This is a genomic window from Streptomyces sp. NPDC102360, assembly GCF_044766085.1.
Classification (GTDB): domain Bacteria; phylum Actinomycetota; class Actinomycetes; order Streptomycetales; family Streptomycetaceae; genus Streptomyces.
Genome location: NZ_JBIWLG010000007.1, coordinates 216,118 through 229,166 on the forward strand (window position 1 = coordinate 216,118; position 13,049 = coordinate 229,166).

Here is a 13,049-nt window from a genome sequence, read left to right on the forward strand (position 1 = left end):
TGCGAGTGAGGTCCTTGCCGTCCGGGACGTCCAAGTCGCCTAGAGGGCGCCCTTTCTTGTGAGGTGGTTGAAGAACAGCCACCCAGGGAGCACGGGGAGCCACAAGGTGAGCAGCCGGTACAGCAGCACCGCGGGTGCTGCCACCTCCTTGGGCAGGCCGACCGCGATCAGACCCACCGTCAGAGTCGCCTCTACGGCACCCACACCACCCGGGGTCGGGGCGGCCGAGCCGAGCGCGTTACCGGCGAGGAAGACCACGGCGACGCTGGCCAGGCTGATCGTGGTGGTTGTCTCGTCCCCGAAGGCGCGGATCGAGGCGTCCAGGCACATCACGAAGCAGGCGGTCAGCAGCAGCATGCCGCCGATGCCGGTGAGCAGCTTGCGCGGCCGCTGCAGCACATCGAGCATGCGCGGCACGACCCCGGCGAAAAGTGAGCGCACGCGCGTGACGACGAATTTCCGCAGGAACGGAATCGACGTCATGACAAGGACGAGCACAGCGACGGTCAGCAGGCCCGCGATGACCGTGCGGGACGGCGACAAGGAGGGCGTCTTCTCCGTCCCTGTCAGGTAACCGAAGGTCAGCAGCAGCAGGATGTGGCTGCCCATGCCGAACAGCTGCGAGGCGCCCACACTCGCCACGGCGAGTCCCGGACGCACCCCGGAACGCTGCAGAAAGCGCGTGTTGAGCGCCACTCCACCGACCGCCGCCGGTGCCACGATCTTCACGAAGGACCCGGCGACCTGGGCCGCGACGGCCCGCATGAAGGGGACGCGTTCCGGCACGAAGCCGAGCAGGCTCATCGCGGCGGCTACGTAGCTGAGCGCGGAGAACAGCACCGCGAGGCCGACCCAGCCCCATTCGGCCTCGCCCACGATCGCCCCGAAGTCGATGTGGGTGAGCTGCGACAGCAGGAAGTACGCGCCGATCGCACCGGCGATGAAGCTGATCAGCGTGCGCGGCCTGATGCGCTCCAGGCGTGCCGGTTCGACGGGCGCCTGGGGCCGGATGCGCAGCACCTGGTGGCGGATCTGGGTCAGCAGATCCTCCTCGCGGGCCTCTTCCAGAGCCTCGTCGAGGGCCCGCTTCTCGGCCTGCCGCTCCGCCTTCTCGGACTTCTTCTCGGCGCGTACGGACGCCTTGCCGGTGTCGCTGGTGGTGGTCTCCTCGATGCGTGCCTGCTTGGCCTTGCTGGACGCCTCCAGGACGGCCTCGCGCTCACGCTGGGCACGCTCACGTCCGAGCTTGCGCAGCGTCGCCCTGGTGGAGCGGGTGAGCGCGATCGGCTGCAGCAGCGGCAGACAGTCGGCGATGGTGTCCGGGCCGAGGACTTCCACGGCGGACGCGACGGTGCGCTCGGCGCCCGCCCGAAGGCCGAGCGTCGTCAGGAGCTGGGCGATGTCCATGCGGAGCACCAGGTCGCCGGCGGCGATCTCGCCGCCGCGCAGATCCGTGAGGACGACGGTGCCGGAACGATCCACCAGAATCGCGTCGCCGGCCAGCCTGCGATGCGCGATCCGCCGCGACTGGAGCGCCTGGACCTGGTGCCAGGTGTCGCGCATCAGCTCGTCGGTGATCTCCGCGTCCGGCAGCGAGTCCAGGGAACGGCCGCCGACGTGCTCGTAGACGAGCATGACCGCATCGGGGCCGAGCTCGGACGTCGCGATCAGCTTCGGCGCGTTCGCCCCGGCGGCGATCGCCGCATAGGCGAGCAGTGCCTCCTGTTCCAGGGCCTGGCGCAGCGACTGGAGGCTGCGGCGCTGCGTGATGCCGCGCAGCGTCAGGCGTCGCCACACGCGGTAGAAGAAGCCCTGCGCCTGCTGCTCCCGGTCCACCACGGTGACGTCGAGCGGTGGGCCGTCCTCCAGGGTGACGAAGTAGCGCCGCCCCCGGTCGCCGTTCTCCGTGGTGCCCTCATGGGCTTCCTCGCGCGAGGCGCTCACCGGGTGGAAGCCGACGTGGCGCAGGCCGGCGAGGAGTGTCTGCCCTGTGGGGCGCACGTTCGGGGAGCCGACGGCGTACAGCGTTCCGTAGGCGACGGTCCAGCCGATGAGGACCGTCAGGATGATCGAGAACGGTGTCGTATAGCCGGTGACGAGCATCGCGAAGGCGTCGAGCAGCAGCACCACCCACAGCACGACGCGCCACCGTGGTCGCCGGGACATGCCGACGGCCGTCATGTAGGCGATGACGGGCGCCAAGTAGCCGTGCACCGGGTCGGTCAGTGCGTGGATGTCGCCGGGCGACACCGTGGTGAGCGCTTCCTGGATGGACTGCGGGGCGGCCTTGGCGACCCAGAGGTCCGTCGCGAGCGTCACCCCGTGCGCGAGGACCGCGGCGAGCACTCCGTCGGCGATCCGCAGACCGTCGCGCTTGATGAGCCGCTCGATGGCGAACGCGACCGGCACCAACAGGATGGCGATGCTCGACGCGAGACCCGCGAACTTGGTCAGCAGGTCGGGTGCCTGTCCTGTGCCCTTGTCGATGTCCTGGGCGAAGCCCGAGGTCGTGCCGTGCGCGAACGCCGCGATCGCCATGATCACGACGACGGCGAGCACGCCGACGAGGAGCCGCATGAGGTCGGAGGGGCGGTGCACGCGCGCGGGGAGCAGCGGTTCGTCCCCGTCGACCTGCTCCGCGTGCGCGTCGCCCTCTGCACAGTCGGGGTCGTGCAAGGGTTGCTCGTGCTTCGCTTCGGGGGCCTGATCGGCCGCTTCGTCAGGGCGCGCCGGTGCCACAGAGGTGCCCTCCGCCTTGTCGGGGTGCACGTTCTGCTGCTCCGTGGTCTCTTCTTGATCTCGTATCACCAGTCACCGCCCGCACGATGGTGGCATGCCGCACCGTCATAGGGGGGCATCAGGGTGCATTCGAGGAAGCGGCAGCACTCGGCAGGCATCGCCGCCCGCGCTTGTGCGGGCTGCCTCTTGTTCGTCCCTCCGCACTGTCGGTGCCGTGCGGCAGGATGGGTCGGATGAGCAAGGAGAGCGAACCGGCGGGAGAGCTTCCCGCGTACGCGGAGCGGGTCCTGGACGTCGCGGAGCTGATCCCGCGCGGGCGGGTCATGACCTACGGGGACGTGGCCGAATGGCTCGAGGAGGGCGGGCCCCGCCAGGTGGGGCGGGTGATGGCTCTCTACGGAGGCGCGGTTCCGTGGTGGCGTGTGGTGCGAGCGGACGGGCAGCTCCTGCCCGGGAGCGAGCTGCGCGCGCTCGACCACTACAGGGAGGAGAGCACCCCCTTGCGCCAGGCGTCCCGGGCCGCCGAAGGGCACCTGCCACGCCTCGACATGAAGCGCGCGCGGTGGGACGGCCGGGCAGGTACGGAAGCTCACAATTGACAGCTTCGGCCATCCCGCGCGCGGGTGGGGTGCCGGTGGCCCGTATGGGGGAAACGGGGCACTCGGGGCACTTCGGCGCTCCTGTGTCCGTTGGTGAGACCGGGCACATCTGCACCCGGAGGAGTGCGGGAGAGGCACCGGAAGCCCGGCTTCCGCCACACTCGACGGCGTAGCGTCGACGGCACCGTCGATGGCAGACACCTCCTTCACCCCGTGGCCACCGCTTCGCGCGGACGGCTCTTCGACCACCAGCACACCCACCAGGACCAGCGATCCACGTGAGCTCCTCCTCGTCCACCCGGCACCTGTCGCAGCACCAGGTTCGACAGGGGCTCCCCGGTGCGTACCGACTGGTGCGTACCCCACCGGCTCAGATGGACCCCCCTCGTCTGGACGCACACCAGCGTGCGGTGGTTGACCATGCCCACGGGCCGCTCCTCGTCCTGGCCGGTCCTGGAACGGGCAAGTCCACGACTCTCGTGGAAGCCGTCTCGGCGCGTATCGCCAAGGGCACCGATCCCGAACGCATCCTGGTGCTCACGTTCAGCCGGAAGGCCGCGGTCGAACTGCGCGACCGCATGGCGCAGCGCATCGGCGCCGCGCACGCCCCACAGGCGACGACGTTCCACTCGTTCTGCTATGCCCTGGTCCGCGCCCACCAGGACGCGGACCTCTTCGTGGATCCCTTGCGGCTGCTGTCGGGTCCCGAGCAGGACGTCGCCGTACGGGAGCTGCTCGCGGGGCAGATCGACCTGGAAAAGGCGGGGCTCGCGCATGTGCGCTGGCCGGACGAACTGCGCGCGTGCCTGACCACGAGGGGCTTCGCCGACGAGGTGCGCGCGGTCCTCGCCCGGAGCCGGGAGCTGGGTCTGGGGCCTGCCGCCCTGGACGCCTTCGCGCGCCGTATCGGCCGCCCCGACTGGCGAGCGGCCGCCACCTTCCTTGCCGAGTACCTGGACGTCCTCGACGCACAGGGCGTGCTCGACTATGCGGAACTGGTGCATCGCGCCGTGCTTCTCGCGCGCCGCACGGAGGTTGCGGACCGGCTCGCCACGCAGTACGACGCCGTGTTCGTCGACGAGTACCAGGACACCGACCCCGCCCAGGTGCGGCTGCTGCACGCGCTCGCGGGCGGGGGGCGCACGCTCGTCGCCTTCGGCGACCCGGACCAGTCGATCTACGCGTTCCGGGGCGCGGACGTGAACGGCATCCTGGAGTTCCCCGGGGACTTCCCGCAGGCGGACGGCGCTCCCGCCCCGGTCGAGGTGCTCACCACATCCCGGCGTTCCGGCGCCCGTCTCCTGGAGGCGACGCGCCGCATCACCCAGCGGATGCCGCTGACCCGGCTACCCGCGCACAAGGTGCGTGCCCACCGTGAGCTGTCGGCCGTGCGAGACGGAGGCAGGACCGAGGTCTACACGTATCCGACGTCCGGTACGGAGCTCGACAACATCGCGGACATCCTGCGGCGTGCCCACTTGGAGGAGGGCATCCCGTGGAGCGACATGGCCGTCCTGGTGCGCGCAGGCTCGCGCAGCATTCCGGCGGTGCGGCGCGCGCTCACGGCGGCCGGTGTCCCCCTGGACATCGACGGCGACGACCTGCCGCTCCGCCATGAACCGGCGGTCACGCCGCTGCTGACGGCCCTCAAGGTGGTGGCTCGCGCGGAAGCCCCGGAAGCCCCGGAAGCCCCGGAAGCCCCGGACACGCCGGACACGCCGGACTCCTCGGCGACCCGGGATTCCTCGGAGGCCCCGGACGCCTCGGAGGACGGGTACCGGCTCGACACCGAGACGGCTCTCGAACTCCTGGCCTCGCCGCTCGCCGGGATGGACACGGCCGATCTGCGCCGCCTGGGGCGTGCGCTGCGCGAGGAGGAGCGCGCGGCCGGGAACGCGCTGCCGCCGCCCTCGGACGAGCTGCTCGCGCGTGCCCTCGTCGAGCCCGAGCGGCTCGCCCTGCACGATCCGGCGTACGCCCGTGGTGCGCAGCGTCTCGGCGCGCTCCTCGCGACGGCCCGCCAGAAGCTCGCCGACGGCGGCACCGCCGAAGAGGCTCTCTGGGAGCTGTGGAACGGCACCCCCTGGCCGAGCCGGCTCGAGCGCGCCGCCCGCCGAGGCGGTGCGGCCGGGCGCAACGCCGACCGGGATCTGGACGCCGTCTGCGCCCTGTTCGCCGTCGCCTCGCGCGCGGAGGAGCGCACCGGAGGCCGCGGCGCCCGCAACTTCCTCGAGGAGGTCGAGGCCCAGGACATCGCGGCCGACACCCTCGCAGGACGGGCCGTGTGCCCCGACGCCGTGCGTCTGATGACCGCGCACCGCTCCAAGGGCCTGGAGTGGCGGCTCGTCGTCGTCGCCGGCGTCCAGGAAGGCCTCTGGCCCGACCTGCGGCGCCGCGGCTCGCTGCTGGAGGCCGACCGCATCGGGCGCGACGGCCTCGCCGAACCCCTCACCCCCGGGGCGCTGCTCACCGAGGAACGACGTCTGTTCTACGTCGCCGCCACGCGCGCGCGGGAGCGGCTCGTCGTCACCGCGGTGAAGGCGCCCGCCGACGACGGCGACCAGCCGTCCCGGTTCCTGACCGAGTTGGGCGTAGAACCCAAGGACATCAGCGGGCGCCCGCGCCGCCCCCTGGCGGTGGCCGCCCTCGTCGCCGAACTGCGCGCCACGACGGTCGACCCGCGCGTCTCCGAAGGGCTGCGCGAGGCCGCCGCAAGTCGCCTCGCCCAGCTCGCCGCGCTCAGCGACGACGGCAGACCGCTCGTGCCGTCCGCCCATCCGTACCGCTGGTGGGGCATGTACGAGCCGACCGAGAGCAAGGTCCCGCTGCGCGACCGGGACAAGCCCGTCGTCCTCTCCGGAAGCGCCCTCGACCAGCTGGCCAACACCTGCGCCCTGCAGTGGTTCCTCGGCCGCGAGGTGAAGGCCGACGCCCCCGCCACCGCGGCCCAGGGCTTCGGCAACGTCGTGCACGTCCTGGCCGACGAGGTCGCCTCAGGGCGCACACCCGCTGACCTCGCCGTCCTCATGGAGCGCCTGGATTCCGTGTGGGACTCTCTCGCCTTCGACGCGCCCTGGAAGTCTGCCCAGGAGAAGGAGAACGCCCGCGCCGCGCTCGAACGCTTCCTTCAGTGGCACGTCATGGACCGTACGGGCCGCACCGCCGTCGCCAGCGAGCACGACTTCGACGTGACGCTCGAAACGGGCTCCTACGAAGTGCGCATTCGCGGCTCCATGGACCGTGTGGAGCGGGACGCCGATGGCCGCGCCTACGTGGTCGACTTCAAAACCGGCAAGCAGGCACCGAGCGCCGCGGACGTCGCCCGCCACCCACAGCTCGCCGTCTACCAGCTTGCCGTGAACGAGGGCGTAGTCGACGAGATCTTCGACGGAGTCCGTCCGCACTCCGGAGGAGCGGAACTGGTGCAGCTTCGGCAGGGCGCCGCCAAGAAGGACGGCGGCGAGGCCGTACCGAAGGTGCAGGCGCAAGAGCCCCTCGAAGGGGAATGGGTCGGCGACCTCCTCGCCACCGCGGCCGGCAAGGTCCTCGACGAGCGCTTCGTACCGACCACCGGGCAGCACTGCACGCACTGCGCCTTCCGCGCCTCCTGCAGCGCGCGCCCGGAGGGCAAACACGTGGTCGAGTGACGTGCGCCTCCACTGAGCCGGAACAGGACGGCGCTGTCAGTGGTGCCGGTTAGCCTCGATGAGGTGACCACGCGCCTCACCGACCCCGAGCAGCTCAAGGAGCTGCTCGGCATCCCGTTCACCCCGGAGCAGACGGCCTGCATCACCGCGCCGCCCGCCCCGCAGGTGATCGTGGCCGGAGCGGGCTCCGGCAAGACGACGGTGATGGCCGCGCGCGTGGTCTGGTTGGTCGGTACCGGTCAGGTCGCCCCCGAGCAGGTCCTGGGCCTCACGTTCACCAACAAGGCGGCCGGGGAACTGGCCGAGCGCGTCCGCAAGGCCCTGATCAAGGCGGGCGTCACGGACCCCGATGCGATCGATCCGGACAACCCCCCGGGCGAGCCCGTGATCTCCACGTACCACGCGTTCGCGGGGCGGCTCCTGACCGACCACGGCCTGCGCATCGGGCTCGAACCCACGACGCGGCTGCTCGCCGACGCCACCCGCTTCCAGCTCGCCGCGCGCGTGCTGCGCGAAGCGCCCGGCCCCTATCCCGCCCTCACGCGCTCCTTCGCCGACCTGGTCAGCGATCTGCTCACGTTGGACGGCGAGCTGGCGGAACACCTCGTACAGCCCGGCAAGCTGCGCGCGTACGACCATGAGCTGCTGCGCGCCCTCGAAGGCGTCAAGCTCAGCAACACGGACCTGCGGAAGGTGCCCGAGGCGGCTGCCGCGCGCCTGGAGCTGGCCGAGCTCGTGGGGCACTACAGGGAGGCCAAGCGCACGCGCGACCTCCTCGACTTCGGCGACCAGATCGCCCTGTCGGCGACGCTGGCCGACACCCGGCCCGAGGTGGGCGAGATCCTGCGCGACGAGTTCCGCGTGGTCCTGCTCGACGAGTATCAGGACACCTCCGTGGCCCAGCGGATCCTGCTCGCGGGCCTCTTCGGTGGGGGAACGGGCCACGCGGTGACCGCGGTCGGCGACCCCTGCCAGGCGATCTACGGGTGGCGCGGCGCTTCCGTCGCCAACCTCGACGACTTCCCGCGCCACTTCGCGTATGCCGACGGGCGCCCGGCCACCCGCTTCGCGCTCAGTGAGAACCGGCGCAGCGGCGGCCGCCTGCTCGACCTCGCCAACGGGCTCGCCGAGCCGCTCCGGGCGATGCACGCGGGCGTGGAGGCCCTGCGGCCCGCCCCGGGGGCAGAGGCGGACGGAATCGTGCGCTGCGCGCTGCTGAGCACGCACAGCGAGGAGATCGACTGGCTCGCCGACTCCATCGGCCACCTCGTCGCCACGGGAACGGCGCCCGGCGAGATCGCCGTGCTGTGCCGCACCGCGACCGACTTCGCCGAGATTCAGGGCGCCCTGGTCGCCCGCGACATCCCCGTCGAAGTGGTCGGCCTGTCCGGCCTGTTGCACCTCCCGGAGATCGCCGACCTGGTCGCCATGTGCGAGGTACTCCAGGACCCCGGCGCCAACGCCTCGCTCGTGCGGCTGCTGACCGGCCCGCGCTGGCGCATCGGCCCGCGCGACCTCGCCCTCCTCGGGCGCAGGGCACGCTATGTGGTCTCCCACGCGCGCGGGGGAGAGGACGACGACCCGGACCGGCGCCTGGCCGCGGCCGTCGAGGGGGTCGACCCCTCCGAGGTGATATCGCTGGCGGACGCGCTCGACACGTTCCTGGAGACCCCGACCGACACCGAAGAGGACGACGACGGACTGCCGTTCTCACCGGACGCGCGCGTGCGCTTCGCCCGGCTCGCCACAGAACTGCGCGAGCTGCGCCGCTCGTTGTCCGACCCCCTCATGGACGTGCTGCACCGTGTCCTGGCGGTCACCGGCCTGGAGGTCGAACTCTCCGCGTCCCCGCACGCGTTGGCGGCCCGGCGGCGCGAGACGCTGTCGAACTTCCTCGACATCGCCGCCTCCTTCGCGGCCAACGATGGCTCCGCGACGCTGCTCGCCTTCCTCGGATTCCTGCGCACCGCGGCGCAGTACGAGAAGGGCCTCGACAACGCGCTTCCCGGTGGCGAGGACACCGTGAAGGTGCTCACCGCTCACAAGTCCAAGGGCCTCGAATGGGACGTCGTCGCCGTTCCCGGCCTCGTCAACGGCACGTTCCCGAGCACCCAAGGCCGCGAGAAGTGGACGGCACAGGCCAAGGTCCTGCCCCACGAACTGCGCGGTGACGGCGCCACGCTGCCCGATGTCGAGACGTGGGACTCCAAGGGCATGAAGGCCTTCCACGCCGATATGAAGGACCACCAGCACACCGAAGAACTGCGCCTGGGGTACGTCACGTTCACGCGCCCGCGCTCCCTGCTGCTCGGCTCTGGGCACTGGTGGGGGCCGTCCCAGAAGCGCAGGCGCGGCCCGTCGGACTTCCTTCAGGCGCTGTACGAGCACTGCGCAGCCGGGTACGGCGAGATCGAGGCCTGGGCGGACGAACCGGCGGAGGACGAGGAGAACCCGGCCCTCCAGGAGAACGCGGCCGAGCACGCCTGGCCGCTGCCGCTGGACGAGGAGGCGCGGGCACGCCGCCGGGCCGCCGCCCACACGGTCCTCGCCCACTTGGAGCGCGCCGCGGGCCCCGAGGCCGCGTACGCCCACACGCAGACCCACCCCGCCGCCCTCGACGAGCCGCCCTTCGAGGACCCCGACTGGCCGCCCCCGCCCGAGGACGACGAGCCGCCCTACGACCCCTACGAGGACGGCTACGTCCCGGACGAGGACGACCACGACCCCTACGAGGACGACGCGTCCTTGGCTGGTGCCGACGCGCGCGTGGCCGAGCACGAGCGAGCGGCCCCGGTCGTACCGCATCCGGCTCCCGCCCCGGAGTCGGAGCTCACCCCGGAGGAGGCGCGCACCATCGCCTCATGGGACCGCGACCTCGACGCGCTGACAGGCGAGCTGTTGCGCGCCCGCGCCGCCGTGCGAGATGTCCCCGTCCCGCACACGCTCACCGCGTCCCAGCTGCTGCGGATGGCCGCCGACCCGGACGCCTTCGCCCAGGAACTCGCCCGCCCCATGCCCCAGCCGCCGCAGCCTGCGGCCCGCAGGGGCACCCGGTTCCACGCCTGGATCGAGGCGCGCTTCGAAGAGCTGCGGCTGCCCATGATCGACCCGGAGGAGCTGCCCGGCAGCGATGCCGAGATCGAGGACGAGCGCGACCTGGAGGCACTCAAGGAAGCCTTCGAGCGGACCCCGTACGCCCATCGCTCTCCCTATCGGGTCGAGACGTCCTTCCAGCTGACCATCGCGGGCCGCGTCGTCCGCGGCCGTATCGACGCCGTCTACAAGGAGGGCGACGGGGATGGGGCGACGTACGAGATCGTGGACTGGAAGACGGCCCACCGGAAGTCCGCCGACCCCCTCCAGCTGGCCATTTACCGGCTTGCCTGGGCCGAGCAGCAGGGTGTGCCCCTGGAGGCGGTGAGCGCCGCGTTCCTGTACGTACGCACCGGGGAGACGGTCCGGCCGCGTCGGCTGCCCGGCCGGGAGGAGCTGGAGCGGCTCCTGCTGGAGGACCCGCAGCAGCCGGCGGAGCCCGTGGAGGAACCGCCGGACGAACACGTTCGAGCGGGCGGATAGGCTCGTGACCATGAGCAAGCCCGTTGACACTGCCGTCAGCACAGTCCGTGCGTATGTCGAGAACCACCGCGAGGCGTTCCTCGACGACCTCGCCGCCTGGCTGCGGATCCCTTCCGTGTCCGCCCAGCCCGACCACGCACCGGACGTGCGGCGCAGCGCCGACTGGCTTGCGGCGAGACTCGCAGGGACCGGCTTCCCCACCTCGGAGGTGTGGGAGACGCCCGGCGCCCCCGCCGTGTTCGCCGAGTGGCCCTCGGGCGACCCCGAGGCCCCCACGATCCTCGTCTACGGGCATCACGACGTGCAGCCCGCCGCTCGCGAGGACGGCTGGGACACCGACCCCTTCGAGCCGGTCGTCGTCGGAAAGCGCCTCCACGCGCGCGGGGCGGCCGACGACAAGGGGCAGGTGTTCTTCCACACCCTTGGCGTGCGCGCCCACCTGGCCGCGACCGGCCGCACCGTACCCGCGGTCAACCTCAAGTTCCTCATCGAGGGCGAGGAGGAATCGGGTTCCCCGCACTTCCGTGCCCTCGTGGAAGAGCGCAAGGAGCGCCTGGCCGCGGACGCCGTGATCGTCTCCGACACCGGCATGTGGTCCGAGGACACCCCCACGGTGTGCACCGGCATGCGCGGCCTCGCCGACTGCGAGATCGAGCTGTACGGCCCCGACCAGGACATCCACTCCGGCTCTTTCGGCGGCGCCGTCCCGAACCCGGCGACCGCGGCCGCCCGCCTCGTGGCCGCACTGCACGACGAGCACGCGCGCGTGGCCGTCCCCGGCTTCTACGACGGCCTCGTGGAGCTCACCGACCGGGAGCGCGAGCTCTTCGCGGAGCTCCCGTTCGACGAGGAGCAGTGGCTGCGCACGGCGAAGTCCCGCGCCACCTACGGAGAGGCCGGGCACAGCACCCTGGAGCGCATCTGGGCCCGCCCCACCGCAGAGGTCAACGGTATCGGCGGTGGCTATCAGGGACCCGGCGGCAAGACGATCGTGCCGTCCTCCGCGCTGCTCAAGCTCTCCTTCCGGCTGGTCGCGGGGCAGGACCCGGACCACATCGAGAAGGCCGTCACCGCCTGGGTCGCTGAGCAGCTGCCCGCGGGGATCGGGCACACGATCACCTTCGGGGCCGCCACCCGGCCCTGCCTCACGCCGCTCGACCACCCGGCCTTGAAGTCGGTCGTACGCGCCATGGGCATGGCCTTCGAGCAGAAGATCCGCTTCACGCGCGAAGGCGGCTCGGGGCCCGCGGCCGACCTTCAGGACGCCCTCGACGCCCCGGTGCTCTTCCTGGGTATCTCCGTGCCCTCCGACGGCTGGCACGCCCCCAACGAGAAGGTCGAACTCGACCTCCTCATGAAGGGTGTCGAAACAACCGCCTATCTGTGGGGCGATCTCGCGGAGAGCTGGGCAGATGCACACTGACTGAGGCGCCCGCACCCACCTCGCCGAACCGCCCGCCGAACCACCCTTTCCACCGGGGGAGTTGGAAGCACTCGTGACCACCTGGACCGACCGAACCGCCGACCTCGCCGCAACGCGACCCCTCTCGCTCTCCGCGCCGAGCGGGATCGACCGCGCGGCGCACCACCGCCTCGACGAGGCGTGGCTCGCCGCCGCGTGGAGCCACCCCACGACCCGAGTCTTCGTGGTCTCCGGTGGTCAGGCGCTCATCGACGAGACCCCGGACGGCACGACGGAACTGGTCATGACCCCGGCCTTCGAAGCGCCCCTCACCGAGGCGCATCGCTACTTCCTGGGCACCGACGAGGACGGCGTGAGCTACTTCGCGCTTCAGAAGGACACGCTTCCCGGACGCATGGACCAGTCCGCCCGCCCGGCCGGCCTTCGCGAGGCGGGCATGCTCCTCTCGCAGCGGGACGCGGGCCTCATGGTGCACGCCGTCGCCCTGGAGAACTGGCAGCGGCTGCACCGTTTCTGCTCCCGCTGCGGCGAACGCACCGTCATCGCCGCCGCGGGCCACATCCGCCGCTGCCAGGCCTGCGGAGCCGAGCACTACCCGCGCACCGACCCGGCCGTGATCATGGCCGTGACGGACGAGCAGGACCGCATCCTGCTCGGCCGGCAGGTGCATTGGCCCGAGGGGCGTTTCTCGACGCTCGCCGGCTTCGTCGAGCCCGGCGAGTCCATCGAGCAGTCGGTGCGGCGCGAGGTCTTCGAGGAGGCCGGTGTCGTCGTCGGTGACGTCGAGTACGTCGCCAGCCAGCCCTGGCCGTTCCCGTCCAGTCTGATGCTCGGCTTCATGGCGCACGCCACGTCCTTCGAGATCAACGTGGACGGTGACGAGATCCACGAGGCGCGCTGGTTCTCCCGCGAGGACCTGCGGGCCGCCTTCGACTCCGGTGAGGTCATGCCTCCCTACGGGATCTCGATCGCGGCCCGGCTGATCGAGCTCTGGTACGGCAAGCCCCTGCCGAAGCCCAGCGACGCGCTGTGATTGCTCTGCGGGCCCGCTGAGCCCGTGCGAGG

General features: G+C 71.6%; 6 protein-coding genes. 5 read left to right on the top strand and 1 reads right to left on the bottom strand.

The window, feature by feature from the left end:
- Positions 1 to 39: 39 nt before the first annotated feature.
- On the bottom strand, positions 40 to 2,808 hold the full coding sequence (locus ACIRHA_RS26510) for a lysylphosphatidylglycerol synthase domain-containing protein (protein ID WP_403850608.1): 2,769 nt from the start codon (positions 2,806 to 2,808) through the stop codon (positions 40 to 42).
- 164 nt (positions 2,809 to 2,972) lie between these two features.
- Here ACIRHA_RS26510 and ACIRHA_RS26515 point away from each other — a divergent pair, with 164 nt between their 5' ends.
- The 5 genes from ACIRHA_RS26515 (at position 2,973) to nudC (ending at position 13,017) form a co-directional block, all read left to right on the top strand.
- On the top strand, positions 2,973 to 3,338 hold the full coding sequence (locus ACIRHA_RS26515; protein WP_403850611.1) for an MGMT family protein: 366 nt from the start codon (positions 2,973 to 2,975) through the stop codon (positions 3,336 to 3,338).
- A gap of 278 nt (positions 3,339 to 3,616) precedes the next feature.
- Positions 3,617 to 6,985 (top strand): ATP-dependent helicase, encoded by a 3,369-nt coding sequence (locus tag ACIRHA_RS26520; protein WP_403850614.1) that lies wholly within the window; start codon positions 3,617 to 3,619, stop codon positions 6,983 to 6,985.
- A 63-nt stretch (positions 6,986 to 7,048) separates the two neighbouring features.
- Positions 7,049 to 10,561: an ATP-dependent DNA helicase gene (locus ACIRHA_RS26525; protein ID WP_403850617.1), complete on the top strand. Its 3,513-nt coding sequence runs from the start codon at positions 7,049 to 7,051 to the stop codon at positions 10,559 to 10,561.
- A gap of 10 nt (positions 10,562 to 10,571) precedes the next feature.
- Complete coding sequence (locus ACIRHA_RS26530; RefSeq protein ID WP_403850620.1) at positions 10,572 to 11,984, top strand: dipeptidase; 1,413 nt, start codon at positions 10,572 to 10,574, stop codon at positions 11,982 to 11,984.
- A gap of 73 nt (positions 11,985 to 12,057) precedes the next feature.
- Positions 12,058 to 13,017, top strand: a complete 960-nt coding sequence (gene nudC / locus ACIRHA_RS26535; RefSeq protein WP_403850624.1) for an NAD(+) diphosphatase — start codon at positions 12,058 to 12,060, stop codon at positions 13,015 to 13,017.
- Positions 13,018 to 13,049: the final 32 nt, after the last annotated feature.